Source organism: Rhizobium sp. CAU 1783 (assembly GCF_054551725.1).
Genome location: NZ_JBTOLM010000004.1, coordinates 160860 through 187642 on the forward strand (window position 1 = coordinate 160860; position 26783 = coordinate 187642).

Genomic DNA, 26783 nt, shown 5'->3' on the forward strand with positions numbered 1-26783 from the left:
CGGGCCTCAGATCGCCGTGAAGCCGTTGTCGACGAAGAGGTGCACGCCGTTGACGAAGGCCGACTCGTCGCTTGCCAGATAAAGCGCCGCGCGGGCCACGTCCTCGGGTTCGCCGATGCGGCCCTGCTGGGCGGCGATCGCGGCTTCCGAGACGTCGACGCCGTAGGCGGTGAGTTCGGCTACCTCGCGAAGCCCGTGCGGCGTGCGGATGAAGCCGGGGCAGACTGCGTTGCAGCGGATGTTGCGGTCGCGGAACTCCACGGCGATCGCGCGGGCGAACATGTGCACGGCGCCCTTGGTCGTGTCATAGAGCACTTCCATCGGCGTTGCCGCCACGGCAGAGATCGAGGAGGTGCAGACGATCGAGCCGCCGCCGGCGGCGATCATGCCCGGCAGAACAGCCTTCGTCATCAGGAACATGGAGCGGACGTTGACCGCATGCAGCCAGTCCCATTCCTGGAGCGTGGTTTCGAGGAATGGTTTGATGACGATCGTGCCGGCGTGGTTGAAGAGCACAGTCACTGCGCCGAAACGCGCCTCGACGCCGCGCACGGCGGCGTTCACCGCCTCTTCGTCCGAGACGTCCGCGACGAAGCTCTCGGCCTCGCCGCCCGCATCGCGGATCGCGGCGACCGTCTTTGCGGCTTCCTCGCCGTTACGGTCGATGATGGCGACCTTCGCGCCCTCGGCCGCGAAGAGCTTCGATGCCGCTCCTCCCATGCCGGTCGCACCGCCCGAAACGATTGCGATCTTACCCTGAAGCCTGCCAGCCATGTTTTGTTTCCCCCTGAAAGCCTAGGGAACTATAGGACAAAAAACGGAGGCGGATAGACGGGGGTGAAAAAACAGCAAACCGAAAGGTCGGAGCCAAGCCGGAAATTTAAGTCTGTTCTGATTTCTTCCGGGAGAAGAAACTGGAGCGGGTGAGGCGATTCGAACGCCCGACCCCAACCTTGGCAAGGTTGTGCTCTACCCCTGAGCTACACCCGCTCATATCGACGATCCGGGGGTAGTCGGTGGATCGAAGGCCGTCCGTCTTGCGGCGACGGGCGCTATATGGCCCAACCATTTTTCAAATGCAACAGGGAAATGACGAAATTTTCGAGAAAAAGTGCGGCGGGTCGGTGCGGCTTCCGCAAAGCCCTGCAAACGCGGCATTTCGCCGATCCGCGACGATTGCCAAGTCCGGGGGGTGGACGGTATCACTCCTTCGCCGGTCCGCTTGCGGCCCGCCCATTGCCCGTTTCAACGAGAAGAGACCATCGATGACCACCGCGCCCAAGACCGCAGAAGACCTCTACCGCTTCCTCGACGACCTGAAGATCGAGCACAAGACGAAGCATCACGAGCCGGTCTTCACCGTCGCCGAGTCGGTGGCGCTGCGCGACGAGATCCCGGGTGGTCACACCAAGAACCTGTTCGTCAAGGACAAGAAGGACCAGTTCTTCCTGCTAACTGTCGAGGAGAACGCCGTGGTCGACCTCAAGACCGTGCACACGCTGATAGGTGCCGCGAGCAAGGTCTCGTTCGGCAAGCCGGAAAAGCTGATGGAGTATCTCGGCGTCATTCCGGGTGCGGTGACCGCCTTCGGCGCGATCAACGACACCGGCCACAATGTGACCTTCGTCCTCGACAAGGATCTGATGGAGCACGACATCATCAACGGCCATCCGCTTTCGAACGATGCCACGACCTCGATCGGGCGGGAGGACCTGATCCGTTTCATGGAGGCGACGGGTCACACGCCGCTTGTCTTGAAAGTCACGGCCTGACATACGATCTTAGCGGCAAAAGCGGCCCGTCGGGGCTCGAAAAGGTGCGGGAGACAATCGATGAGCGACAACAGCAATCCCTATGGCGGTTTCGGCGGGCAGATGACGGGACAGGCGCATTTCGGCGGCGCTGCTGCGCCGGCGGCGGGCACTTCCGCGGCGGCCGCGATCAAGGACACCACGACCGCAGGCTTTGCAAAGGACGTTCTCGAGGAGAGCCGCAACCAGCCGGTTCTGGTCGATTTCTGGGCGCCTTGGTGCGGTCCCTGCAAGCAGCTCGCACCGGTCATCGAGAAGGTCGTCAATGAAGCGCAGGGCCGGGTGAAGCTGGTCAAGCTCAACATTGATGATCATCCGGCCATCCCCGGCCAGCTCGGCATCCAGTCGATCCCGGCCGTTGTCGCCTTTGTCGGCGGCCGCCCTGTCGATGGCTTCATGGGTGCGGTGCCGGAAAGCCAGATCCGCCAGTTCATCGACAAGATTGCAGGTCCCGCCGGCGCCGACGAGGCTGCCGAGATCGAAGCCGTGCTCGAGGAGGCCGCGACGCTTCTGGCGAATGGCGATCTCCAGGGCGCTGCGCAGCTCTACGGCGCCGTCCTGCAGGCCGCCCCCGACAATGCCAAGGCGGCTGCCGGCATGGCCGAGTGCATGATCGCTGCCGGCCAGCACGACCGCGCCAAGCAGTTGATCGCCGGCATGCCCGACGAACAGGGCAACGCGCCGGAGATCCAGGCGATCGGCAAGAAGATCGAACAGATCGAGGAAGCCCGCAAGCTCGGTGATCCCGTGGCGCTCGAACACGCGCTGGCACTGGACCCCGACGATCACGAGGCGCGCATGAAGCTCGCCAAGATCCGTAATGTCGAAGGCCGGCGCGAAGAGGCGGCGGAACACCTGCTCCTGATCATGAAGCGCGACCGCAGCTTCGACGACGACGGCGCACGACGCCAGCTCCTGCAGTTCTTCGATGTCTGGGGGCCCAAGGATCCGGCAACTGCGATGGCACGCCGCAAGCTTTCGTCGATCCTGTTTTCGTGAGGATCGTGATTCGTGGGACCCAAGGGCGGCTTCGCCCTTGAGTTTTGCGCACAAAGATCCAAATTAAGCTTAGGTTACGGCCCAGTCCGGGCCGGACAGGGTGAAGATCCATGCAAGTGGGCAATGCCAGATACCTGACAGAGAACGATCTTCCGGACGTGCTTCCGGTCTTTCCGATTGCCGGGGTGCTCCTGCTCCCCGGTGGACAACTCCCCCTCAACATCTTCGAGCCGCGCTATCTCGCCATGTTCGATGCGGCAATGGCCGGCAACCGGCTGATCGGCATGATCCAGCCCGCCCTCAACGAGGGGCTGACGGACAACATCCTCCCCGAGCGTGCTCCGCTCTGCCAGGTCGGCTGCATCGGTCGCATCACCTCGCTCACCGAGACCGGTGACGGGCGCTACATCGCCTCGCTCGGCGGCATCTGTCGCTTCCGCCTGATGGAGGAGGCCCATGTGGCGGGAAAACCCTATCGCAGCTTCAACATCGCCCCCTTCATCGCCGATCTCGCGAGCGCCGAGGAAGAATCGACCGTGGACCGCGACGGGTTGCTCGCGGCCTTCCGCGCCTATCTCGATGCCAACAAGCTGGAAGCGGACTGGGAAAGCGTGGAGCGGGCCAGCAACATCACGCTGGTCAACTCGTTGTCGATGATGTCGCCCTTCGGGCCTGCGGAGAAGCAGGCGCTTCTTGAAGCGCCGGACCTGAAGAGCCGCGCCGAGACACTGATCGCGATCACCGAATTCGTGCTCGCCCGATCCTTCGGCGATGCCGACACCGTCCTGCAATAGGCTCTCGACCGATGACGGATGAACGGCTCAGCAAGGTCGACGTCAAGCTTCTCGAACTGCTCGTCTGTCCGTTGACGCAGGGACGGCTTTCTTATGACCGCGACCGCAACGAGCTTGTCTCCGCGCGCGCCGGCGTCGCCTATCCGATCCGCGACGGCATTCCGATCATGCTCGTTTCCGAGGCACGCAAGCTCGAGACCTGAACGGACAGTGCCGTTTTCGAGACCGGTTCTCCTTCGCGGTTCCCTGCCTGTGACGAACCACTTTCCCTTTTGCCGCCAGATGGGTTAAGGGCTCTCTTCATGACGAAGACGACCTTCACCATCCTTCTGGGCGGCGCGCTCGACCCGACCGAACGGCTGAAAGCCGCGGTCGCGGGAAGCCGTGCGATCGCCGCGGACGGTGGCATGCGGCATGCGGGCGTGCTCGGGCTTTCACCTGAGCTCTGGGTCGGCGACTTCGACAGCTCGGCCGATCTTGCGATCGAGGATTTTCCCGACGTGCCGCGGCTGCCCTATCCGGCCCAGAAGGCGGCGACCGACGGCGAGATCGCGGTCGAAGAAGCGCTTGCGCGCGGGGCAGAACGGCTGGTGCTGGCCGGTGCGCTCGGCGGCGAGCGATCCGACCATGCGCTGATGCATCTTCTGTCCGGAGTGGCGCTCGCGAAGGCCGGCATCGACGTGATGATGAGCTCGGGCGTGGAGGAGGCCTTTCCGCTGCTGCGCGATACGCTGACGATCGACCTGCCCAAAGGCTCGCTGTTCTCGATTCTCGGGTTTTCGCCGCTTGCCGGCCTTTCCATCACCAATGCGCGCTATCCGCTCGATGACTTCGTCCTGCCGTTCGGTTCGTCGCGAACGATTTCCAACGTGGCCGAGGGGCCGGTGTCCTTTTCCCTGAAAAGCGGTGACGCCGTGATCCTCGCCCGCCCCTATGACCTTTCCGGAGCTTGATCTTGGCACCTCCCATTCTCAAACTCGACGATATTTTCCTGTCCTTCGGGGGCACGCCGCTGCTTGCCGGCGCCAGCCTTCAGGTCGAGCCCGGCGACCGGATCTGCCTGGTCGGACGCAACGGGTCCGGCAAGTCGACGCTGATGAAGATCGCCGCCGGCATGGTGGAGGCCCAGTCGGGCGAGGTGTTCCGCCATCCGGCCTCGACGATCCGCTATCTCGAACAGGCACCTGACTTTTCCGGTTATGCCACCGTTCAGGCCTACTGCGAGGCGGGGCTTGGGCCGGGCGATGACCCCTATCGCGTCACCTACATCCTCGACCATCTCGGCCTTTCCGGCCAAGAGGACCCGAAGAGCCTGTCGGGCGGTGAGGCGCGTCGGGCGGCGCTCGCCCGCGTCATGGCGCCGGAACCCGACATCCTGATGCTGGACGAGCCGACCAACCACCTCGACCTGCCGACCATCGAATGGCTGGAAGGGGAGTTGGCCAAGTCGCGCAGTGCGCTGGTGCTGATCAGCCACGACCGCCGCTTCCTCGAGAAGGTATCGACCGCGACCGTCTGGCTCGACCGCGGGCTTTCGCGCCGGCTCAACAAGGGTTTCGCTCATTTCGAGGAATGGCGCGACAAGGTGCTCGAGGAAGAAGAGATCGAGCAGCACAAGCTCGGCAAGGAGATCCAGCGCGAAGAGCATTGGCTGCGCTACGGCGTGACCGCAAGGCGCAAGCGCAACATGCGGCGTCTCGGTAACCTGCAGGCGCTGCGCGCCGAATATCGCGGCCACAAGGGGCCGCAGGGCACGATCCAGGCCAGCGTCACCGAAGGCAAGGAAAGCGGCAAGCTGGTCATAGAGGCGGACAAGATCACCAAGTCTTATGGGGAACGGACCATTGTGTCGCCCTTCTCCATCCGGGTGCATCGCGGCGACTGCATCGGCTTGATCGGCCCGAACGGCGCGGGCAAGACGACGCTGCTCAAGATGCTGACGGGCCAGCTTGCGCCCGATGCGGGAACCGTCAAGCTTGGCACCAATCTCGAGATCGCCGTGCTCGACCAGAAGCGCGAGGACCTGAACCCCGACGATACGCTGGCGCACTACCTGACCGACGGACGCGGCGAAAACCTGCTCGTCAACGGCGAGCAGAAGCATGTTACCGGTTACATGAAGGACTTCCTGTTCCAGCCGGAGCAGGCGCGCACGCCGATCCGCAACCTGTCGGGCGGTGAGCGGGCGCGGCTGATGCTGGCGCGAATGATGGCCAGGCCGTCGAACCTCCTGATTCTTGACGAACCGACCAACGACCTCGATATCGAGACGCTCGACCTGTTGCAGGAGATTGTTGCCGGCTATTCCGGCACGGTCATCCTGGTCAGCCATGACCGCGACTTCCTCGACCGCACCGTGACCTCGACGATCGCACCGGCCAATCCGGAGGCCCCTGACGGCCGCTGGATCGAATATGCCGGCGGCTATTCCGACATGTTGGCGCAGCGCAAGGGCGCCGAAGACGAGCGCAAGCGGGCGGAGAAGGCCGAGAAGGCGAAATCCGCCGAGACATCGGCCAAGCCGGCGGACGGTGGCGGAAGGGCCAAGGGCAAGCTCTCCTACAAACAGAAATTTGCGCTGGAGAACCTGCCGAAGGAGATGGAGAAGACGGAGAAGGAAATCGCTGCACGCGAGGCGAAGATGGCCGACCCGAACCTCTTCACCAAGGATCCGGCGACGTTCAACAAGCTTGCCGCCGAGACCGAGAAGCTGCGCGCCGACCTTATCCGCATGGAAGAGGAATGGCTGGAGCTCGAAATGCTGCGTGAGGAACTGGAAGGCTGAGGCTTTCCTGTCCTCTATGCCGACGCTCGCATGCGGGGTGGATGGCGGGGTCTCAGCCCGCTTGGGGCGCCGGCTCTTGCAGCGGCTCGCAATGGATCCGTTCCAGGTGCAGAAGGTTCGGCGAAAGCGTGTCGTAGAATGCGCCGGAGCGGCCGATATAGACGAGGGTCGATCCGGATAGCTCGGCCAGCACGCCGGACAACCGAGTGACGGTATCCGGTTCGAGTCCTTCCAGAACATCGTTCAGCACGACCCATCGCGGCTTGCGCAGCAAGAGGCCGGCAAAGGCGATGGCCATCTGTTCATCCTTGTCGAGCAATCGGTCCCAGCGAGCGCGTTCGTCAAGCCTGCCGACGAGACGTCCGAGGCCGACGCGCTGCAGCGATGCGATCATCGCTTCGTCCGTGAAGGCGGCCGAGGCGAGCGGGTAGGCGAGAACGCTTCTGAGCTTGCCTTCGGGCAGGTATTCCAGCTGGGGAACGAACAGGATGTCGTCCTCCCGGGGCAGGAGAATGCGGCCCTTGCCATAGGGCCAAAGGCCGGCGATGGCGTTGAACAGCAGCCTGCGGTTGACGCCCTGGTCGCCATTGATCATCACGCGCTCGCCGAAGGCGATGGTCGGACTGCCTTCCTTGATCCGGAAGCCGTCCTGCTCGCAGTCGCCGTCGACATGGGAGGCGATCGACACCGCCTCGAGCGTCAGGCGTTCGGGTTCGCCGCGCAGGACGACGATCTGGCCTTCGCGCGGGCTGACATCCATGTCGATGAGCGCCGCGCGCAAGGTCGAGACGCGCAGCAGAGCTGCCTTCCAGTCGGCGATGGCGCCAAAATTGTCGACATACCAGCGCAGCGCCGAATGCACCTGGTTGAAGGCGGCCGCCGCCATCATCAGCCCGCCGAAGGTCATGGTTCCGGCGAAATAGGCGGGAGCCGCGATCAGGATCGGCACCAGGATGGCAAGCCAGCCGAAGCCGGCGGTGACCCAGGTCAGGTTGGTGAGCGCCGTGGCGAGCGCCCGGATGGAGCGCAGCACCGCATCGAGTTTGTCGTGGATATGGCGGCGCTCGGTCTCCTCGCCGCCGGCAAGTGCGATTGCCTCGAGGTTTTCGTTGGCGCGCATCAGCGAGAAGCGCAGTTCGGCCTCGTTGGAGTAACGCTCGGCATTGAGGCGGGTCAGCTTCCATCCGACGACCTGGCTGAACAGCGAGGCAATGCCGGCATAGGCAACGGCGCCCCAGACCATGTAGCCGGGTATCGAGAAGCTGTAGTCTCGAAAATGGAAGACGAAGCCACTCGACAGCTGCCACAAGACGCCGATGAAGCTCACAAGTAGGATGGTTGCCTGAACCAGGCCGATCGTCAGCGACGTGGTCATTTCGGCGAGCTTGCGGGCGTCCTCGTGCAGGCGCTGGTCGGGATTAACGCCGAGCGGGCTCGTCATCATCAGGAGATAGGCCCGCCGATCCGTCAGCCATTCGTCGACCACGTTGCGCGCCAGGCCCTCGCGCATGTAGAGCGCGGTCATCTGGTTGAGCCAGGTCTGGATGACGTTCAGGAGCAAAAGGAAACCGGCGATCTTGGCGAAATTGCCGAGCTCGGCGATGAAGGCATCGAGGTCGCGGCGTTCGAGTGAATTGTAGAACGGTGCGTTCCAGCTGTTCAGCAGGATCTGGCCGTACGCCGTCAGGAGAATGATTGCCAGCAGCGCCGTGGCGAGAAGCATTATGCGGTTGCGAACCGGCGAGGCCCAGAAAGACGCCGCGGCTATGGCGAGTTGCCGTCGAAAACTGATCTCGATCGTCGCAGTGGCCGGTGCATCCGGCGCAGGGATATCGGGTACCGAATTGAACATGCAGTCAGTTTCTCGCCGTCTCGGCCCCATCAGATACCATGCCGGGACGGGATGTCCATGCGGGCTGTCAATATCGGGCCGTCCACGGGGCCATTCTAGACCAAAGAGGTTGGCAAAGGGTTTTCGCACGGGAAGTCCCGAGCGGCGAGGATTGGCTGCGGCTTGCAAGCCGCGCGTCGGCACGTTATGTCTCTTCCTGCTCTAACGGGGTGCCCTTCTTCCGGCGACGGACGATTGGCTGAGAGGCGAACGGCCAACCCGCGGAACCTGATCCGGCTAACACCGGCGGAGGGATTAGACGCGTAGATCAAAGACGCCCTATCCCGATTTTTCAACATGCAGAGGAGGGGCGCATCATGCCGACCTGTCACCACCATCTTCGTCGCGGCCTTGCCGCAATCTTTGCGATCGCAGCGCTTTCGGCGCCTGCGGCCCATGCCGCCGACAAGAAGCTAACCATCTACACCTATGAGAGCTTCATCTCCGAATGGGGTCCAGGCCCGAAGGTCAAGGAGGCCTTCGAGAAGGGCTGCGCCTGCACGGTCGATTTCGTCGGCGTCGCCGATGGCGTGGCGCTCCTCACCCGCCTGAAGCTCGAAGGCGAGGGCAGCAAGGCCGATCTGGTGCTCGGCATCGACACCAACCTGGTCGCGGAAGCCAAGGCGACCGGTCTGTTTGAGGCCCACGGCATCGACACCACTGCAGTCAAGGTGCCGGGCGGCTTCTCCGACGACACCTTCGTTCCCTATGACTACGGCCACTTCGCGGTTGTCTACGACAGCGAAACACTGAAGAACCCGCCGAAGAGCCTCAAGGACTTGGTTGAGGGCAATCCGGCAGAGAAGATCGTCATTGAGGATCCGCGCACCTCGACGCCGGGTCTCGGCCTGCTGCTCTGGGTCAAGTCGGTCTATGGCGACAAGGCGCCGGAAGCCTGGACCAAGCTCAAGGACCGCGTGCTGACCGTCACTCCCGGCTGGTCTGAGGCCTATGGCCTGTTCACCAAGGGTGAGGCGCCGATGGTGCTCTCCTACACGACATCGCCCGCCTATCACATGGTTGCCGAAAACACCGAGCGCTACCAGGCTGCCGATTTTGCCGAAGGCCACTACGTCCAGATCGAGGTGGCCGGCATCCTGAAGTCGGGACCGGAAAGGGACCTCGCCCGGCAGTTCCTGCAGTTCATGGTGACGCCCGGCTTCCAGGATACGATCGCCACCAACAACTGGATGATGCCGGCGACGGCGACCTCCGAACCGCTGCCGGCGGCCTTCGACACGCTGGTGAAGCCGTCCAAGACTTATCTGATGAGCCCTGAAGAGGTGGCCGAGCATCGCAAAGCCTGGATCGACGAGTGGCTCGCGGCCATGACGCTCAACTGATCATGGCGGCCGGGTTCCGATCCCCGGGACGCAGGTGGCTGCCGGCCTTTGCCGGCGGCCTTGTCGTGCTCGCACTGATCGGCGCCTTCGTCGGAACGGCGATCGTCTCCCTGCTGAGGATCGGCAGCGAAACCTCGCCGGTGTCCATATTCAGCGATCCCGTGGTTCGCTCTGTCCTGCGGTTCACGCTGCTGCAGGCTGTGCTGTCGACCCTCTTCTCGATCCTTGGCGCGATCCCGGTCGCCCGTGCACTGGCCCGGCAGCCCCGTTTTCCCGGGCGGGCCTGGCTTATCCGCCTGATGGCGGTGCCGATGGGGCTGCCGGTGCTGATCGGCGCGCTCGGCCTTGTCGGGATCTGGGGACGGCAGGGGCTGGTCAACGACCTGTTCGTTGCGCTGGGCGCGGACGGCCGTTTCGGCATCTACGGCCTTTTCGGCATCCTCATCGCACATGTGTTCTTCAACATGCCGCTCGCCGCCCGCCTGATGCTGGCCGGGCTGGAAAACGTTCCGGCGGAATACTGGCGGTCCGGGGCGAGCCTCGGAATGGGGAGCCTTTCGACCTTCCGCTTCATCGAATGGCCGGTGATCGCGCGCGTCATCCCCGGTATTGCCGGCCTGATCTTCATGTTGTGTGCAACCAGCTTCACGCTGGTTCTGGTGCTCGGCGGCGGGCCGGCGGCGACGACGATCGAGGTGGCGATCTACCAGGCGCTGCGCTTCGACTTCGATCCGGTGCGCGCGGTCTCCCTGGCCTTCGCGCAGATTGCCGTGACGGCGGCGATCCTCGGGGTGATGGCGCTTTTCCCGGTGCCGACCGATCCGGGCATGACGGCCGGAGCCGCGCCGCGCCGCTATGACGGTCGGAGCCTGCGCTCCCGCATCGCTGACAGGGTGGTCATTGTCGCTGCGGCGCTCTTCCTCGGGCTGCCGCTCGGCCAGGTCGTTGTCGCAGGCTTCGGCGCCGATCTTTCGAAGCTCGTCAGGGAGGAGGCCGTCTGGCGGGCGGGGCTGACAAGCCTCACGATCGGGTTTTCGGCGGCCCTGCTTTCCGTTGCCGTCGCGGTCGCGATCATCCGTGCGCGGGCGGGGCTCGATGGCGGGCAGCGGACGCCGCTGTTCGGCCATACGCTCTCGGTCCTGCTGTCGGGTGTGTCGTCACTCGTCCTGCTCGTGCCGACCGCCGTGCTCGCCACAGGCTGGTTCATGATTCTGCGCAGTTTCGGGGATACCGCGACCTATGCGCCGGCGATCGTCGTCGGTATCAACGCGCTGATGGCGCTGCCCTTTGCCATGCGCGTCCTTTCGCCCGCCTTCGAAGAGCACCGGCTGCGAAGTGCGCGCCTCATCGACAGTCTCGGTATTCGCGGCATGGCGCGGCTTCGGCTGGTGGACTGGCCGGTGCTGCGCCGACCGGTGCTGACCGCACTCTCCTTCGCCATGGCGCTGTCGCTTGGCGATCTCGGGGCAGTGGCGCTGTTCGGCTCGGAAAACCTCACGACGCTGCCCTGGCTGATCTACAGCCGGATGGGTGCCTATCGCAGCCAGGATGCCGACGGGCTCGCGCTTGTGCTGGGCATCGTGTGCCTGATGCTTGCCCTTGCAGGGACGTCCGGCACGGGAAGAAGGGAGAGGGACAATGCCGCCTGAAACGGGAAGCGCGGTGGTGCTCGAAGACGTTGGGCGCAAGCTGGGGAGTGTCGAGTTTCACTTCGACTGCCGCATCGCCGCCGGTCAGATCACCGCGATCGTCGGACCTTCGGGATCCGGCAAGTCAACGTTGCTCAACCTGATTGCCGGCTTCGAGCAGCCGGATACGGGGCGGGTCAGTATCGAGGGCGAGGACGTAACAGAGCGGTTGCCCGCCGCTCGGCCTGTCTCACTGGTGTTCCAGGACAACAACCTGTTTGCCCATCTCGATCTCTTCACCAATGTCGGGCTGGGGATCGACCCGGCCCTCCGGCTCACGGCCGCGGATCGCGCGTCGGTCTCGTCGGCGCTTGTCCGTGTCGGGCTCCAAGGCCAGGAGAAGCGCATGCCGGCAACGCTTTCGGGCGGCGAGCGGCAGCGCGCGGCCTTTGCCCGGGCGCTGGTCAGGAAAAAGCCGGTGGTGCTTCTCGACGAACCTTTCGCCGCGCTCGATCCGGGCCTGCGCGCCGCGATGGTCGATCTCCTGGCGGATCTTCACCGTGAAACCGGCTTTACCATCGTGCTGGTGACGCACGACCCGCAGGACGTGGCTCGCCTTGCGTCCGACGTCCTGTTTCTGGAGCATGGCCGGATTGCGCTGCATGCAACGCGCGACGTGTTCTTCTCCCGGACGGATCTGCCGGCAATCGCCGCTTTTCTCGGCGAATCAGCATCCTAGCGGGGTCGTTCAAGCGTCGTTCCGCCTTATTTTGGACGCTCGCGAGTGGCATTTGCTCAAACCTCGACCGCTATGCCGGCCCTTGTTTGTTTCCTTGTTCTCGACCCGCGCCTCTTTTTTCCCTATGCGAGTTTATCCATATCTAATGAATGGTGTTAAAAGGGCCGCACTGGCGCACGGCCTTGAGGGTTCATCCGTTTTCAGGTTGCGTCGGTCGGTCGGGCGCTTCAAAAGGAGTTGGGAAGGCACGGTGTCATCGGGGCAGGAAGCAGGTCATGGGCGTTAAGGGCGTATCGCGTCTCAGCCGCGTTCGGCGAAGCCTTTCGGCTGGTGCAATGCCGGGCATCGTGGCGGTGCTGTGCGCCTCGCTGGTGCTGTCCTCCTGCCAGTCGATCTTCGAGCAAGCCTATGAGCCGACCGTTGGTCCGTCGAGCAATCCGCAGATCGTCGACGAAGTGCAGAAGGACGACCCGCGCGCGCAGATGGGTGCGCGCGAGCATCCGCGAATCGTCGCGAGCTATGGCGGCGAATATCACGATGAACGCACCGAAAAGCTGGTCGCCCGGATTGCCGGCGCGCTGACGGCGGTTTCGGAAAACCCGAACCAGTCCTATCGCATCACCATCCTGAATTCCCCGGCGATCAATGCCTTTGCCCTGCCGGGCGGCTATCTCTACGTGACGCGCGGCCTGCTGGCGCTGGCCAACGATGCCTCGGAAGTGGCGGCCGTGCTCAGCCACGAGATGGCCCATGTCACGGCGAACCACGGCATCGAGCGGCAGCGCCGTGAGGAAGCCGAAGTGATCGCCAGCCGCGTGGTGGCTGAGGTTCTGTCGAGCGATCTCGCCGGCAAGCAGGCGCTGGCCCGCGGCAAGCTCCGGCTCGCCGCCTTCTCGCGGCAGCAGGAGCTCCAGGCCGACGTCATCGGCGTGCGCACGCTCGGCGAGGCCGGCTACGACCCCTATGCGGCGGCCCGCTTCCTCGATTCAATGGCCGCCTACAGCCACTTCACCTCCGTCGATCCGGATGCGGACCAGAGCCTCGACTTCCTGTCGAGCCATCCGAACGCGCCGCAGCGCGTGGAGCTTGCGCGCCGGCACGCCCGGGCCTTCGGGCCGGAAGGCTCTCATGGCGAATCCGGTCGCGACTACTATCTCAAGGGTATCGACGGCCTGCTCTATGGCGACAGCCCGCAAGAGGGCTATGTGCGTGGGCAGACCTTCCTGCATGGCAGTCTCGGCATCCGTTTCGACGTGCCGGACGGCTTCCAGATCGACAACAAGGTGGAGGCGGTTCTGGCAACCGGGCCTGGCGACGTCGCGATCCGTTTCGACGGCGTGTCCGACAACCAGCGTCGCAGCCTCAAGAACTACATTTCCAGCGGTTGGGTGACGGGCCTGTTGCCCGAGACGATCCAGGAGGTCACGGTCAACGGCCTAGAGGCCGCGACCGCGCACGCCACCGCCGAGCGCTGGGACTTCGACATCACGGTGATCCGCATCGGCACGCAGATCTTCCGTTTCCTAACGGCCGTGCCGAGAGGTAGCGCGGCACTTGCCCCGACGGCGGACAAGCTGCGTGCGAGCTTCCGCCGGATCACGCCGCAGGAAGCCGCTTCTCTGAAGCCGCTGAGGGTGCGCGTCTTGACGGTCGGGGCGAACGACAATATCGGCACGCTTTCGGCCCGGATGATGGGCACGGACCGCAAGCTGGAGCTTTTCCGGCTGATCAATGCCTTGACGCCGACCTCGACGGTGGCGTCGGGCAGCAAGGTCAAAATCATCTCGGAGTGACAGAAAAGGCCGGTCGAAAACGGCCTTTTTCTCGGGTCGGACTTCCTCAGAAGGCCATTTCGAGCGGCTGACCGCTCTTCGGTCCGTAATGGGCCAGCGCCATCTTGAGTTTTTCGAGCGCCCGGGTCTCGATCTGGCGCACGCGCTCCTTGGAAATCCCGAGTTCCATGCCGAGTTCCTCGAGGGTCGCGCCTTCCTCGGAGAGGCGTCGGGCCGCGATGATGCGGCTCTCGCGCTCGTTGAGTTCGGTCATGGCGTTGCGCAACCAGCCGCGCCAACGTTCGCCGTCGATGATGCCCCGCACCTGTTCGTCCGGCGGCAGTTCGTCGCTTTCCAGCATGTCCAGCTGTTCGGTGCCCTCGCCGTTGCGGCCCATCACGGGCGTCTGGAGGGAGGTGTCGGCGCTCGACAGGCGGGCGTCCATCGACTGCACGTCGGCGAGGCTGACGCCCAGCGCCGAGGCGATTTCCTGATGGATGGCCTGTTCGCTGAGGCGGTTGTCGCCCTGGGCGAGCTTGGCGCGCAGGCGGCGCAGGTTGAAGAACAGCGCCTTCTGCGAGGAGCTCGTCCCACCGCGAACGATGGACCAGTTGCGCAGGATATAGTCCTGCATCGAGGCACGGATCCACCAGCCGGCATAGGTCGAGAACCGCACTTCGCGGGCGGGCTCAAAGCGGGCCGCCGCCTCCAACAGGCCGATATAACCCTCCTGGATCAGATCATTGAGCGGCAGGCCGAAGCCGCGGAACTTGGCGGCCATGGCGATGACGAGACGCATGTGGGCATGGGCAATGCGGTTGCGGGCGTCCTGATCGTTATCGTCCTTCCAGCGGATGGCGAGGTCGAGTTCCTCCTCGCGCTCCAGATAGGGCTGAGCCATAGCGAATTTGATGATGTGTCTGTCGGCGGACATGGCGTTCATCGGCGTCTCCATGGGCAAAAGGATTGGGCGAAAAGGTCGTAAGTCCGGTCACTCCTGCATGAACGGGTCGGGGGCCGATCGTGTTCCATCGCGCGTAGGACAAATCTTGCAAAAGGCAAGATGCGGCCCGGCCAGGTCACTGTTCGATTGACAATACGCAAGATGTGGGGATTCGGTTCGCCGCTGTCAGTGCGAAAAGATGAAACTGCAGATGTGTCACGCAGATGTGATGGCCGAGGCGTGCGCCGGCGAGACGTCAGTCTGCGGGAAAGAGGCGGAACCGCGGGACCGGCCAGTCTTTGGGATCCGGCATGAATACGAGCCGGTAGCGGGCGAAGACATTGGCGAGCAAAAGGGCGCACCATGCGCCATAGGAGAGGCCGGCGATCACGTCGCTCGGATAATGAGCACCGACCATGACCCGGCTGAAGCCCATCCAGAGGGCGAGCAGCACAAAGGCGAGCCGATAGCGCGGCAGGAGCAGGATGAGCACCATGAATATGGTGCCGACGGTCGTCGCGTGGCCGGACGGGAAGCTTTCGAACTTCGAGCCGCTGAAGGCGGAAAATCCGAACGCGCCCCAGTCGTCGAACTGGCCGGGCCGGGCCCTGCCGATGATCCGCTTCAGGATGTTGGCGGTAAGGCCGGAAAACGCCACCGCCAGGAAAAAATAGGCGCCGATCTGTGCAGCATAGAGGGCGCGGAAACGCTCCTTCAGACTGCGGGCGAGGCGCGAGGAGGCAAGGCCCGAGACGAACAGCATGGCGGATGCGATGAGGATCCAGCCGGAACTGCCGAAATCGGTAATGATCTCGCCGAGCGAGCGAGTGAAGAAGTCCCTGTGGCGGATAGCGCCGACCGGACTGTCGAAAATCAGGAAGGAAAGGACCACCAGGTTGGCGGCGACGACGGCGAAGATCTGCCAGTAATGCGGGGCCGGCGGGTGCCGGTTGAGATCACGGCGTCTTTCCAGCCAGATCCTGATCTTGTCGATGCCGTTCACGTCTCTGTTCCGCTCCGCTCAAGCCTGCCGGGAGGACGGGAAAACTTCGGGTTTCCGCAAACGGCATGCAGCCGCGGCAAGATGGTTGCCGCGGCTGGCAATTGCAAGGGCCCGTCAGGCCGACAGGGCTTTGAATTCGGCAAGGATGGCGGCGCCCATCTCGGTGGTGCCGACCTTCGTGCAGCCTTCGGCCATGATGTCGCCGGTGCGAATGCCCTTGTCGAGCACGTTGGCGATCGCCTTTTCGAGGTTGTCGGCTTCCTTCACCATGTTGAAGGAGTAGCGCAGGCACATGGCGAAGGAGGCGATCATGGCGATCGGGTTGGCGATGCCCTGGCCGGCGATGTCTGGGGCCGAGCCGTGGACGGGCTCGTACATGGCCTTGCGCTTGCCGGTCTTGGCATCCGGGGCGCCGAGCGAGGCCGAGGGGAGCATGCCGAGCGAACCGGTGAGCATGGCGGCGACGTCGGAGAGCATGTCGCCGAACAGGTTGTCGGTGACGATGACGTCGAACTGCTTCGGCGCGCGTACCAGCTGCATGCCGCCGGCATCGGCCAGCATGTGCTCGAGCTTCACGTCCGGATACTTGGCCTTGTGGGTCTCGGTGACGACCTGGTTCCACAGCACGCCGGACTTCATGACGTTGCGCTTTTCCATCGAGCAGACGGTGTTCTTGCGGGTGCGGGCCAGCTCGAAGGCGACGGAGGCGATGCGCTCGATCTCGTAGGTGTCATAGACCTGGGTGTCGATCGCGCGCTTCTGGCCATTGCCGAGGTCGGTGATGGTCTTCGGCTCGCCGAAATAGACGCCGCCGGTGAGCTCGCGCACGATCAGGATGTCGAGGCCTTCGACCAATTCCGGCTTCAGCGAGGAAGCGGCGGCGAGCGCCGGATAGCAGATCGCCGGGCGCAGGTTGGCGAAGAGTTCGAGATCTTTGCGCAGACGCAGCAGGCCGGCTTCCGGGCGCACTTCGTAAGGCACGGCATCCCACTTCGGTCCGCCGACGGCGCCGAACAGTACGGCATCGGCGGCGAGCGCCTTTTCCATGTCGGCATCGGTGATCGCGACGCCATGGGCGTCATAGGCGGAGCCGCCGACGAGGCCTTCATCGGTGGTGAAGCCTGCGCCCTGCTCGGCGTTCATGTAGTCGATGATCTTGCGGACTTCGGCCATGGTTTCCTGGCCAATGCCGTCGCCGGGCAGAAGGAAGAGATTGCGCTGTGTCATGGGAAGCCTCCCTGGCTTGATCAAGAGTTGCCGCCTTCTATCGGGCAGGAGCCCGGATTTCAAGGACACTCAGGGGCAGAACGGTACGGAGGGAGGGGCCGTAGCGGGCGTTGCGGTGCGGCAGCGGGAGACCGTTTGCCGCACCGGAGCGTTTTTCAGATCAGGCCCAGGGATGAACCTGAGCGTTGGTCTTTTCGAATGCCGTGATGCTGTCGGCCTTCTCGAGCGTCAGGCCGATGTCGTCGAGGCCGTTCAGCAGGCAGTGGCGCTTGAAGGCGTCGATGTCGAACTTGATGCGGCCGCCATCCGGACCGGTGATTTCCTGGGCTTCCAGGTCGACCGACAGAACGGCGTTGGAACCGCGGCCTGCGTCGTCCATCAGCTTGTCCAGGTCATCCTGGCTGACGACGATCGGCAGGATGCCGTTCTTGAAGCAGTTGTTGTAGAAGATGTCGGCGAACGAGGTCGAGATGACGCAGCGGATGCCGAAATCGAGAAGCGCCCACGGCGCGTGCTCGCGCGAGGAGCCGCAACCGAAGTTGTCACCGGCGACCAGGATCTGGGCATTGCGATAGGCCGCCTTGTTGAGGACGAAATCCGGGTTTTCCGTGCCATCCTCGTTGTAGCGGGCCTCTGCGAACAAACCCTTGCCGAGACCGGTGCGCTTGATGGTCTTCAGGTAGTCCTTCGGGATGATCATGTCGGTGTCTATGTTGACGACCGGAAGGGGTGCTGCAACCCCGGTGAGCTTTACGAACTTTTCCATCAGACCCTGCCTTCGGAATACAATTCAGGAATTCCGCTGCCCATAAAAGAAAACCGCGCGGATTTGAAGGCCTTTCCTGGTCGAAAGGGTACGCTTCGGCATCAAAATTGCCGGTTTCCGCCTCCTATCGGCGGGGCGCGCGTCTCAGAGATCGATGATCGTGCCGCGACCGTCGTTCCAGACGCGCATTTCGTCGCGGCGCTTGTTCGCCTTCGCATAGACCGGCGCTGCCTTCCTCTTCGGGCTCAGCATGCGGGCGGCGAGCGAAAGCGTCAGCACGGCGCCAGCGATCAGCGTCAGGGAGACGGTGAAGGCAGCAGCCAAGGCCAGAACGGCGATGCCGGTAATGCCAAGTGCGACGGAACGGAGATTCTGCATGATCGAAATCCTTTCTCGACAGTGAAGGTGGTCCTTCTTCTTCGGGAATGCAAGGGCTTTCCGCCAAATGTCGCCTTGCGCGGCTGGCCAAAGCTTGGCAAAAGTTCGCCTATGACTTCGATCACCTCACATCACCCCGCGCGGCTGCGCCGCTCGGTGCTCAGCGTGCCGGCCATCAACCCGCGTGCGCTGGAGAAGACCCATGGTCTGTCCTGCGACGCCGTCATCTTCGATCTCGAGGATTCGGTGGCGGTCGAGAAGAAGGCCGAAGCCCGCGAAAATCTCAGGCGTTTCTTTGCCGAGACGCCGCTTCGGGGCCGGGAAAGCATCGTCCGTGTGAACGGGATCGATACCGAGTTCTTCTCCGACGACATGGCCGCCGTGATCGCCTGCCGGCCGGATGCCGTGCTGCTGCCGAAGGTCGACGGCCCGGACGACGTGCAGCGGGTGGCTGACCTCATCACCGAAACCGATGCGACGGAAAGTCTCAGGATCTGGGCGATGATCGAAACGCCGCGCGGCGTTCTCAATGCAGCGGCGATCGCCGGCGCGGGACGCACCGCCGGCGGCCTGCTCGACTGTTTCGTCGTCGGGCTCAACGATCTGCGCAAGGAGACGGGCGTGGCTCCGGAGACGGGGCGGACCTATCTCGTGCCCTTCCTGATGCAGGTGATCCTTGCTGCGCGCGCCTACGGGCTCGACGCGATCGACAGCGTATCGAACGAGTTCAGGGCGCTCGAGGCCTTCGATGGCGAATGCGCGCAGGGACGCGCCATGGGCTTCGACGGCAAGATGCTGATCCATCCGGCACAGATCGACGGGGCCAACCGGTATTTCGGTTTTTCAGAGGCGGCGCTCGCCGAGGCGAAGGCGATTGCCGTCGCCTTTGCCGATCCCGCGACCGACGGCCTCAACGTCATCAATCTCGACGGGCGGATGATCGAACGGCTGCATCTGGAGCAGGCCGAGCGACTGCTCGCCAAGGCTCGCGTCATCGCAGACAGAGAAGGCAGAACAGCATGAAGGTCTATCGTTTCCTCACCGGCCCGGACGACGCGGCCTTTTGCCATCGCGTCACCGATGCGCTCAACAAGGGCTGGGAACTGCATGGTGCACCGAGCCTTTCCTTCAATGCCGCGACCAACCAGATGCATTGCGGGCAAGCCGTGGTGAAGACCGTGCATGGCAAGGATTACGATCCGAGCATGAAGCTCGGCGAGCAATGACAGAAACGGAGCGCCTGCCGTCTGCGGCGGGCGCTCCGGCGTATCGCGTCACTTGACGGCGGCATTGCCGCCGTCGGCGTAGAGCGCCGAGCCGGCGACGAAGCTTGCCATGGGGCCCGCAAGGAAAAGGGCCGCGCGGGCGATTTCTTCCGGCCGGGCGATGCGTTTCAGGGCATGCAGACCTGCCGCCCAGTCCTTTTGGGCCTGATCGCCGGCCATCCGCGTATCGGTGCCGCCCGGCAGGAGTGCATTGGCCCGAATGTCGCGGCTGCCGTAATCCGCAGTGATGCCCTTTACCAGACCCATGATGCCCGCCTTGGAGGCGGCATAGGTGCCCATTCCGGGAAGGCCGACGCTCGTTCCGACGAAGGTCGAGACGAAGACCAGGGCGCCGGAGCCACGTTCCAGCATGGCTGGGATCTGGCAGCGGGCGGCGAAAAAGGCCGAGGTCAGGTTTGCCGCCAGCGTTTCCTGCCATTCGGGCATCGTGACTTCCGCGAGGGGTTTGATCGGACCGACGGCCCCGGCATTGTTGACGGCGATATCGAGGCCGCCGAACCGGCTCATGGCCGCATCGACCAGCCTCTCATGGGTTTCGGCACGGGCGACGTCACCCGGCACGGCATGGGCGATGCCGCCCCGGCTCTCGATCAGATCGACAACCGCGTCGAGTGCTTCGCTGCCCCTGGCATTGAGCACCAGGGATGCGCCCTCTGCGGCAAACAGCAGGGCAGTGGCGCGGCCGATGCCGGACGACGCTCCGGTGATGATGGCGACCTTGTCGTTCAGGCTTGTCATGGAAACCTCCTTTGGGTGTCGGAGGCCAAGGGATAGGCGAGGAGGCGGGGCGGCGGCCACCCGTTTCCGGACGGGGCGATCGGCGGGCGTCTGATGGTGGTGGGCGGTGGCCTGCCCGTGCTCTTCGACGGCGAGGTGGCGGGCGGGATCGGCATCCGTTCAGGTGCGCCGGCACGGGATCTGCAATTCGCCGAAGCCGGGACCACGCATTTCCTTGCGAAGCGCGACTAGTCCTTCACCGCGACAGAAAGGCCGTCCGCTTCCGCGGCGGCATCCTCGGCGCTTTCCTCAATGCGTTCCATGTCGTCGTCGGAGAGGCCGAAATGATGGCCGATCTCGTGGATCAGAACGTGGGTGATGATGTCGCCCAGGGTTTCTTCGTTTTCCGCCCAGTAGTCGAGGATCGGGCGGCGATAGAGCGTGATGCGGTTCGGCATCTCCCCGGTTTCCATGGTGAAACGTTCCGAGATGCCACGGCCCTCGAACAGGCCGAGCAGGTCGAAAGGCGTCTCCAGCGCCATGTCCTCGAAGACTTCGTCGGTCGGGAAATCGGCGATCTCGATGATCAGATTTCCCGTCAGCGCCCTGAATTCCTCCGGCAGATGGCCATAGGCCTCAATCGCCAGCGATTCGAACGTGCTGATCGTCGGGGCATGGCGCTCGCGCCAATCTTCGGTCTGGTCAATGCGGGCCATCGGAACTCCTTACTGGCTCTCCATATAGGAGTTTTGTTCCCGCTTTTCGAGTGGGAATCCTGTCAAGGAATAAATTCACAATGAATCCGGTTGACTCTTTTCGAAAGCTCTGGAATCCATAAGAACATATAGAGAACATTTCGATGGAGATACGTCATGGGCGGGACCGCTCTGGCGCAGGGGAAGCTGTTTGCCCTGCGCGAGGCCATCGCGAAGATCGAAGGCAGGCCGCTTTCGGCCGGGCTCGAACCCGAGCCGGATGCCGGCTGCGCCGAGGTGGATGCTGCCGGCGGTTTCGTAGGGGCGGAGGAGGCTTCAGGCCTCGAAAGCCTGCTGCCGGATGGGTTTCCGGTCGGTGCGATGATCGAGCTTCGTGGCGGGCAGCTGAGGGATGCTGGCGCCGTCAGCGGTTTCGGGCTGGGCTTGTGTCTTGCCTGTCTGCCGGCCCAGCCGGAAAAGCGCATTCTCTGGATCGGCGAGAGCTTCGTTGCCCGTGAAGCGGGGTTGCCCCATGCGGCGGGCCTGGTCGATTACGGGTGCCGGCCGGGTGAACTCGTCTATGCCATGCCCCGGCGAGTTGAGGAGGCGCTTTGGCTGGCGGATGCCGCCCTTTCCTGCGGCGCCTTCGCGGCCGTGATGCTGGAGGTCAACGGCAACCCGCGCGGCTTCGGGCTGACCGAAAGCCGGCGTCTCAGCCTCAAGGCGCGCAGCACGGGCGGCTTTCTTCTTCTGCTGCGGCAGGGAGGAGAAGAGGAAGCGAGCAGCGCCTCGCTTCGCCTACGCATCGAACCCGCGCCGGCGGCGGCGCGCATTCTGAGCGACGGAACGATGCTCGGCGGCAGCATCGGCAATTCCGTCTTCCGCCTCGTTCCGGAAAAGAGCCGGCTCGGGGCATCCCGCGAACTGACCCTGGAGTGGAATAAAGATGACCGCCTGTTTTACCCCGCAACTTTCGCTCACACCGGCCAGCACCGCCCCGAACGGTCGGCGTATCCTGGCGCTCTGGTTTCCCAGGCTTTCGACCGATCGGCTGGCGCGTCGCCGCTGGGGACTGTCGTGGCGTTCGACAGGGCGTCCTGACCATCCGCCGGTTGTTTGTGCCGGGCGGGTGCAGAACGCGGTGCGCCTCACCGCGCTCGACGAGACGGCCGAAACGATTGGCCTGCGGGTCGGGCAGGGTCTTGCCGAGGCACGCGCCATCTGCCCGTCCCTCGACGCGGCGGAGGAGGATCCTTCCGCCGACCGGCGGTTTCTGGAGGCGATCGCCGACTGGTGCGACCGCTATACGCCACTGGTGGCGCTGGACGGCACGGATGGACTGATGCTCGACGTCACCGGCTGCACGCATCTGTTCGGCGGCGAAGAAGCGATGATCGAAGACCTGCTGGGTCGCCTCCTGCAGCTCGGGCTCGATGCGCGGGGCGCGATTGCCGGAACACCCGGCCTGTCCTGGGCGGCGGCCCGTTTTTCCGTAAAGACGGTGGTGGCCGATCGCGAGATGGTGGCGGTGCTGTCGCCACTGCCCCTCAAGGCACTGCGGATCGAGGCTGGCATGGCGGCGTCGCTTGCCCGGGTCGGGCTGAAGCAGGTGGGCGATCTCCTGGCGATGCCGCGCGGCCCGCTGACGCGGCGTTTCGGGCCGGCCTTGCTGCTCAGGCTCGACCAGGCGCTGGGGCGCGAAGGGGAGCCGATCGTACCACGTCGGCCTGTTGCCCTGCTTTCGGTCGAGCGGCGGCTCGCGGAACCGATCCGTGACGAAGAAGCGATCCTCGATCTCGTCGGGCGGCTGGCCGCGGGGCTGAAATCGGGTCTCGAAGGGCGCGGGGAGGGAGGGCGGCTTTTCGAGCTTCTGCTCTTCCGCGTCGACGGGCGGGTGTTCCGGATCGAGCTCGGTGCCGCCGCGCCGCTTCGCGATGCCGGGCGGATCAAGGCGCTGTTCAACGAGAGGCTCGCCGTGCTGCACGACGATCTCGACGCGGGTTTCGGTTTCGAGATCCTCAGGCTGAACGTGCTCTGCACGGACAGGCTCGCCGAGACCCAGGCGCGTTTCGGTGCCGGCGAGGCGAAGAACGATGCCGCGCTCGATTTCATCGACCGGGTGACGGCGCGGTTCGGCGAAGGGTGCCTCAGGCTTCCGCTGTCCCATGCGAGCCACTGGCCGGAGCGCGGCTCCAGCCTTGCGTCGCTTGCGCAAAGCCCGGCAAAGTCTGATCCCGTGCCCCTGGCCCCGGTTCGCAACGACCGGCCGATCCGGCTCTTTGCCCATCCGGAAGCGGTCGAGGTCACCGCCGAGGTGCCGGATGGTCCGCCAGCCAGCTTCCGGTGGCGTCGTGCCCAGCATCGCGTGGTGCGGGCCGAGGGACCGGAGCGACTGGTGCCGGAATGGTGGATCGACGGGGAGGACGCGCTGCCGCGTGACTATTTCCGCATCGAGGACAGTGTCGGCCATCGCTACTGGCTGTTTCGCGAAGGCCTCTACGAACGGGGAGCGGATCGGCCGAACTGGTTCATGCAAGGGGTCTTCGCATGAGCGACCCGACCTTTTTCGAGATCGGCTGCCGCAGCAACTTCTCCTTTCTGGAGGGTGCCTCGCATCCGGAGGAAATGGTGACCACGGCTGTTCGGATCGGGCTTTCCGGATTGGGGCTCGCCGATCGCAACACGGTGGCGGGGGTGGTGCGTATGCATGCAGCTGCCAAACTCAAGGGGCATGCCTTCCGGCCGGGGGCGCGGCTTTGCTTTGCCGATGCGACGCCGGAATGCGTCGTCTATCCGATGAACCGGCGCGGCTGGGCGCATCTGTGCCGGATGCTGAGTGTCGGCAATCTCCGGTCCGAAAAGGGTGTCTGCACGCTCTATGAAAGCGATCTCGCCGAATGGGCGGAGGATCTGATGGTGGCGGCGATGGTACCTGCCTTTGCCGACAACGGGGCGGCCGAAGACTATTGCTCCCGGCTCGCGCGGCTGGGGCCGGTGCTCGCGGGGCGGCTCTACCTCGCGATCGTGCCGCGTTATGACGGTCTCGACCGGCTGGCCTTTCACCGGATCGCGGAGATGGGCCGGCGGCTGTCGCTTCCGCTGATTGCCAGCAATGATCCCTTCTATCACGCCCCCGACCGCAAGCCGCTGGCCGACGTGGTGACGGCCATCCGCGAACATGTGACCGTTGCCGAGGCCGGTTTCCGGCTGCAGGCGCATGCCGAGCGCCACCTGAAGGATCCTCGGGAAATGGCGCGTCTCTTTCGCGCCTATCCGCAGGCGATCGCCGGGTCAGCCGAGTTCTTCAGCCGGCTTCATTTTTCCCTCGATGAACTCAGCCATCAATATCCCGACGAAGCGGTCGGGGGGGAGCCGGCTGATCTGGCACTGCGCCGGCTGACCTATGAGGGCGCGGCCCGGCGGTTTCCCGGCGGGGTTCCGGCAAAGGTCGCCGACCTGCTTGCCTATGAGCTGAACCTGATCGGCGAGAAGCGCTACGAGCCCTATTTTCTGACCGTGCACCGCATCATCGGCTTCGCCCGCTCGGAAGGCATCCTGTGCCAGGGACGAGGCTCGGCGGCCAATTCTGCGGTTTGCTATTGTCTCGGCATCACCGAGGTGAACCCGGAAAAGACCACGCTTCTCTTTGATCGCTTCATTTCGACCGAGCGCGACGAGCCGCCCGATATCGACGTCGACTTCGAGCATGCGCGGCGCCAGGAGGTGATCCAGTTCATCTACGATACCTATGGACACGAGCATGCGGCACTGACGGCGGCCGTGATCAATTACCGGGCGCGTTCGGCCGGGCGCGAGACGGCCAAGGCCTTCGGTCTTTCCGATGATGTGCAGACGGCATTGTCCGGGTCGATCTGGGGCTGGTCCACGGCCGATCTCTCCGAGCGCGAGGCCCGGGCTGCCGGGCTCGACTTGGCGGATCCGACCACCCGCCGCGTGCTCGACCATGCCTCGGCCCTGGTGGGTTTCCCCCGACACCTTTCACAGCATGTCGGCGGTTTCGTCATCACCCGGGACCGGCTCGACGAGGTCGTGCCGATCATGAACACGGCGGACGGGCGCTACATGATCGAGTGGAACAAGGACGATCTCGATACGCTGAAGATTCTCAAGATCGACGTCCTGGCGCTCGGCATGCTCACCTGCCTGGCCAAGGCCATCCGCCTGCTTGACCAACATTACGGGAGACAGTTGACGCTTGCTTCCTTCTTCGAGGATCACAGGCCGGAGGTCTACGACATGATCTGTCGTGCCGATACGCTCGGCGTCTTCCAGATCGAGAGCCGGGCCCAGATGAGCATGCTGCCGCGGCTCAAGCCCAGGGAATTCTACGATCTGGTGATCGAGGTGGCGATCGTCCGGCCGGGGCCCATCCAGGGAAACATGGTGCACCCCTATCTGAAGAACCGCAAGGAGAGGGAAAGCGGCGGGAAGATCACCTATCCCAAGCCGGAACTCGAGGCCGTGCTGACGCGAACGCTCGGTGTGCCGCTCTTCCAGGAGCAGGCGATGCAGATCGCCATCACCGCCGCCGGGTTCGCACCCGCGGAAGCCGACCAGCTGCGTCGCGCTATGGCGACCTTCCGCCGGACGGGGCAGGTCGCCAATTTCAGACAGCGTTTCATCGACGGCATGATGCGGCGGGATTATACGCTTGAATTCGCCGAGCGTTGCTTCAGCCAGATCGAGGGCTTTGGCGAATACGGTTTTCCCGAAAGTCACGCGGCCTCCTTCGCACTGCTGGTCTATGCCTCGGCCTGGATCAAGACCTTTTATCCGGATGTCTTCTGTGCGGCGCTGCTCAACTCCCAACCGATGGGTTTCTACGCGCCGGCCCAGCTGGTGCGGGATGCCCGGGAGCACGGGGTCGAGGTACGACCTGTCGACGTCAACGCTTCGTCCTGGGACAGCACGCTGGAGACGGACGGCTTCGATCCGCGGCGCCTTGCCTCGCGCCACACCTCGATGCGCAACGTCATCCTGGGAAACCGGGCCGTGCGGCTCGGCTTTCGCCAGGTCAAGGGGCTTTCGGAGCCGGAGATGGAGCTTCTCGTGACGCGGCGTGGCAGAGGCTATGCCTCGGTCCGCGATCTGTGGATGCGGACCGGGTTGCCGCGGGCCGCCGTCGAACGGCTTGCCGACGCCGATGCCTTCTCCTCTCTCGGCCTCAGTCGCCGCGAGGCACTCTGGGCGGCGCAGGCGCTTGATCACCAGGCTGCCGTCGAACATCTGCCGCTCTTCGCCGACGCGGCAGTCGATGCCGCGTTGCAGGTGGAGACTGCGGTTTCGCTGCCTTCGATGCCTGCCGGTGAAGAAGTTGTCAGCGACTACCGTGCACTGTCGCTTTCTTTGAAGGCCCATCCGCTCGCCTTCATGCGCGAGGCCTTTGTCCGAAGCGGTATTCTCGTTTCCGTCGATCTGGAGAAAATAGCAAACGGGCGTCAAGTCGAGGTGGCGGGTCTGGTTCTCGTGCGCCAGCGGCCGGGCTCGGCCAAGGGGGTGATCTTCATGACGATCGAGGATGAGACCGGGGTTGCCAACATCATCGTCTGGCCGAAGACCTTCGAACGCTATCGCAGCATCGTCATGGGGGCGAGGCTGGTGAGAGTGAGGGGACGCCTGCAGAAGGCCGAAGGCGTCATCCATGTCGTGGCCGAACATCTCATCGACGAAACCGAGAGGCTCGGCCTGTTGCGCGAGGACATGCAGGGTTTCGGCGGGCTTGCCCATGCCGACGAGGTTCGTCGCCCGGTCAACGAGCACCGGCATGACAGCCGATCGACCGGTTCCCTGGCGCGACTGATCCGGGATGTTCCCGATCTGGTTGGCGAGGTCCGGCAGGCCATGCCGAAGGGACGCAATTTTCATTGAGGGAAACCGAAGGGAGGTGAAACAGGACCTGAAGACCGGGACAGGCGGCACCGGCCGGAAAATTTCTTGACAAGGGCCATCCTCTTTAGCAGAAAGAAGGGGCTGAAAGTCAGGTTT

At 64.1% G+C, this 26783-nt stretch carries 25 protein-coding genes, 1 tRNA gene and 1 riboswitch; of the genes, 16 read left to right on the forward strand and 10 right to left on the reverse strand.

The window, feature by feature from the left end:
- Window positions 1-6: 6 nt before the first annotated feature.
- Window positions 7-774, reverse strand: a complete 768-nt coding sequence (locus ACX93L_RS17185) for an SDR family NAD(P)-dependent oxidoreductase (RefSeq protein WP_459405953.1) — start codon at window positions 772-774, stop codon at window positions 7-9.
- Window positions 775-915: 141 nt separating this feature from the next.
- A tRNA-Gly gene (locus tag ACX93L_RS17190) sits at window positions 916-990 on the reverse strand.
- A gap of 275 nt (window positions 991-1265) precedes the next feature.
- Between ACX93L_RS17190 and ACX93L_RS17195 the strand changes: the two genes are divergently transcribed.
- From ACX93L_RS17195 to ACX93L_RS17220, 6 genes are all read left to right on the forward strand, one after another.
- Window positions 1266-1772, forward strand: coding sequence for a prolyl-tRNA synthetase associated domain-containing protein (locus ACX93L_RS17195; protein ID WP_459405954.1), 507 nt, complete (start codon window positions 1266-1268; stop codon window positions 1770-1772).
- Window positions 1773-1832: 60 nt separating this feature from the next.
- A complete protein-coding gene (trxA, locus tag ACX93L_RS17200) occupies window positions 1833-2810 on the forward strand; it encodes a thioredoxin (RefSeq protein ID WP_459405955.1) in 978 nt (325 codons plus the stop codon).
- A gap of 110 nt (window positions 2811-2920) precedes the next feature.
- Window positions 2921-3604 carry an LON peptidase substrate-binding domain-containing protein gene (locus tag ACX93L_RS17205; RefSeq protein WP_459405956.1) on the forward strand — a complete coding sequence of 228 codons (684 nt, stop codon included), beginning with the start codon at window positions 2921-2923 and terminating at the stop codon, window positions 3602-3604.
- Window positions 3605-3615: 11 nt separating this feature from the next.
- Window positions 3616-3807, forward strand: coding sequence for a Trm112 family protein (locus tag ACX93L_RS17210; RefSeq protein WP_169593327.1), 192 nt, complete (start codon window positions 3616-3618; stop codon window positions 3805-3807).
- A 99-nt stretch (window positions 3808-3906) separates the two neighbouring features.
- Complete coding sequence (locus tag ACX93L_RS17215) at window positions 3907-4557, forward strand: thiamine diphosphokinase (RefSeq protein ID WP_459405957.1); 651 nt, start codon at window positions 3907-3909, stop codon at window positions 4555-4557.
- A gap of 2 nt (window positions 4558-4559) precedes the next feature.
- Entirely contained in the window at window positions 4560-6389 is a 1830-nt protein-coding gene (locus ACX93L_RS17220; RefSeq protein ID WP_459405958.1) for an ABC-F family ATP-binding cassette domain-containing protein, read from the forward strand.
- Window positions 6390-6441: 52 nt separating this feature from the next.
- Here the strand turns inward: ACX93L_RS17220 and ACX93L_RS17225 are convergent, their stop codons facing one another.
- Window positions 6442-8241 carry an ABC transporter ATP-binding protein/permease gene (locus tag ACX93L_RS17225; protein WP_459405959.1) on the reverse strand — a complete coding sequence of 600 codons (1800 nt, stop codon included), beginning with the start codon at window positions 8239-8241 and terminating at the stop codon, window positions 6442-6444.
- A 195-nt stretch (window positions 8242-8436) separates the two neighbouring features.
- Window positions 8437-8552, forward strand: a riboswitch (TPP riboswitch).
- Window positions 8553-8597: 45 nt separating this feature from the next.
- Here ACX93L_RS17225 and thiB point away from each other — a divergent pair.
- The 4 genes from thiB to ACX93L_RS17245 all read left to right on the forward strand — a co-directional run bounded on the left by thiB (window position 8598) and on the right by ACX93L_RS17245 (window position 13783).
- Window positions 8598-9623, forward strand: a complete 1026-nt coding sequence (thiB, locus tag ACX93L_RS17230) for a thiamine ABC transporter substrate binding subunit (protein ID WP_459405960.1) — start codon at window positions 8598-8600, stop codon at window positions 9621-9623.
- A gap of 2 nt (window positions 9624-9625) precedes the next feature.
- Window positions 9626-11272: a thiamine/thiamine pyrophosphate ABC transporter permease gene (thiP, locus tag ACX93L_RS17235; RefSeq protein WP_459406245.1), complete on the forward strand. Its 1647-nt coding sequence runs from the start codon at window positions 9626-9628 to the stop codon at window positions 11270-11272.
- Window positions 11262-11990 (forward strand): thiamine ABC transporter ATP-binding protein, encoded by a 729-nt coding sequence (locus tag ACX93L_RS17240; RefSeq protein ID WP_459405961.1) that lies wholly within the window; start codon window positions 11262-11264, stop codon window positions 11988-11990. Before thiP ends, ACX93L_RS17240 begins: the two co-directional genes overlap by 11 nt.
- A 335-nt stretch (window positions 11991-12325) precedes the next feature.
- Window positions 12326-13783 (forward strand): M48 family metalloprotease, encoded by a 1458-nt coding sequence (locus tag ACX93L_RS17245; protein WP_459406246.1) that lies wholly within the window; start codon window positions 12326-12328, stop codon window positions 13781-13783.
- A gap of 46 nt (window positions 13784-13829) precedes the next feature.
- Here the strand turns inward: ACX93L_RS17245 and ACX93L_RS17250 are convergent, their stop codons facing one another.
- The 5 genes from ACX93L_RS17250 to ACX93L_RS17270 form a co-directional block, all read right to left on the reverse strand.
- The gene (locus tag ACX93L_RS17250) at window positions 13830-14705 is read right to left on the reverse strand and encodes an RNA polymerase factor sigma-32 (RefSeq protein WP_459405962.1); all 876 of its coding nucleotides are present in this window, start codon (window positions 14703-14705) and stop codon (window positions 13830-13832) included.
- Between the two features lie 256 nt (window positions 14706-14961).
- Window positions 14962-15708 (reverse strand): phosphatase PAP2 family protein, encoded by a 747-nt coding sequence (locus ACX93L_RS17255; protein WP_459405963.1) that lies wholly within the window; start codon window positions 15706-15708, stop codon window positions 14962-14964.
- A 114-nt stretch (window positions 15709-15822) separates the two neighbouring features.
- Window positions 15823-16935, reverse strand: coding sequence for a 3-isopropylmalate dehydrogenase (leuB, locus tag ACX93L_RS17260; protein ID WP_169593341.1), 1113 nt, complete (start codon window positions 16933-16935; stop codon window positions 15823-15825).
- A gap of 160 nt (window positions 16936-17095) precedes the next feature.
- Window positions 17096-17701 carry a 3-isopropylmalate dehydratase small subunit gene (gene leuD / locus ACX93L_RS17265; protein WP_459405964.1) on the reverse strand — a complete coding sequence of 202 codons (606 nt, stop codon included), beginning with the start codon at window positions 17699-17701 and terminating at the stop codon, window positions 17096-17098.
- A gap of 144 nt (window positions 17702-17845) precedes the next feature.
- The gene (locus tag ACX93L_RS17270; RefSeq protein ID WP_169593347.1) at window positions 17846-18079 is read right to left on the reverse strand and encodes a hypothetical protein; all 234 of its coding nucleotides are present in this window, start codon (window positions 18077-18079) and stop codon (window positions 17846-17848) included.
- A 111-nt stretch (window positions 18080-18190) separates the two neighbouring features.
- On the opposite strand from ACX93L_RS17270, the gene ACX93L_RS17275 reads away from it, so the two are divergent.
- Window positions 18191-19102 carry an HpcH/HpaI aldolase/citrate lyase family protein gene (locus ACX93L_RS17275; RefSeq protein ID WP_459405965.1) on the forward strand — a complete coding sequence of 304 codons (912 nt, stop codon included), beginning with the start codon at window positions 18191-18193 and terminating at the stop codon, window positions 19100-19102.
- Window positions 19099-19305, forward strand: a complete 207-nt coding sequence (locus tag ACX93L_RS17280; protein WP_028737317.1) for a DUF1737 domain-containing protein — start codon at window positions 19099-19101, stop codon at window positions 19303-19305. Before ACX93L_RS17275 ends, ACX93L_RS17280 begins: the two co-directional genes overlap by 4 nt.
- Before the next feature lie 48 nt (window positions 19306-19353).
- Here ACX93L_RS17280 and ACX93L_RS17285 read toward each other — a convergent pair whose 3' ends face one another.
- Window positions 19354-20103: an SDR family oxidoreductase gene (locus tag ACX93L_RS17285; RefSeq protein ID WP_459405966.1), complete on the reverse strand. Its 750-nt coding sequence runs from the start codon at window positions 20101-20103 to the stop codon at window positions 19354-19356.
- A 93-nt stretch (window positions 20104-20196) separates the two neighbouring features.
- Between ACX93L_RS17285 and ACX93L_RS17290 the strand changes: the two genes are divergently transcribed.
- Window positions 20197-20334, forward strand: coding sequence for a heme-binding protein (locus ACX93L_RS17290; RefSeq protein WP_459405967.1), 138 nt, complete (start codon window positions 20197-20199; stop codon window positions 20332-20334).
- On the opposite strand, the gene ACX93L_RS17295 is transcribed toward ACX93L_RS17290, so the two are convergent.
- Window positions 20331-20798, reverse strand: a complete 468-nt coding sequence (locus ACX93L_RS17295; RefSeq protein WP_169593355.1) for a metallopeptidase family protein — start codon at window positions 20796-20798, stop codon at window positions 20331-20333. The two genes, ACX93L_RS17290 and ACX93L_RS17295, sit on opposite strands and share 4 nt — an antisense overlap.
- Window positions 20799-20954: 156 nt before the next feature.
- On the opposite strand from ACX93L_RS17295, the gene ACX93L_RS17300 reads away from it, so the two are divergent.
- Genes ACX93L_RS17300 through ACX93L_RS17310 form a run of 3 tightly spaced genes read left to right on the forward strand, consistent with a single transcriptional unit; the run spans window position 20955 to window position 26666 of the window.
- Entirely contained in the window at window positions 20955-21878 is a 924-nt protein-coding gene (locus ACX93L_RS17300; protein WP_459405968.1) for an ImuA family protein, read from the forward strand.
- 40 nt (window positions 21879-21918) lie between these two features.
- Window positions 21919-23328, forward strand: coding sequence for a Y-family DNA polymerase (locus ACX93L_RS17305; RefSeq protein ID WP_459405969.1), 1410 nt, complete (start codon window positions 21919-21921; stop codon window positions 23326-23328).
- Window positions 23325-26666 carry an error-prone DNA polymerase gene (locus tag ACX93L_RS17310; protein ID WP_459405970.1) on the forward strand — a complete coding sequence of 1114 codons (3342 nt, stop codon included), beginning with the start codon at window positions 23325-23327 and terminating at the stop codon, window positions 26664-26666. Before ACX93L_RS17305 ends, ACX93L_RS17310 begins: the two co-directional genes overlap by 4 nt.
- The last annotated feature ends 117 nt before the right edge of the window (window positions 26667-26783 follow it).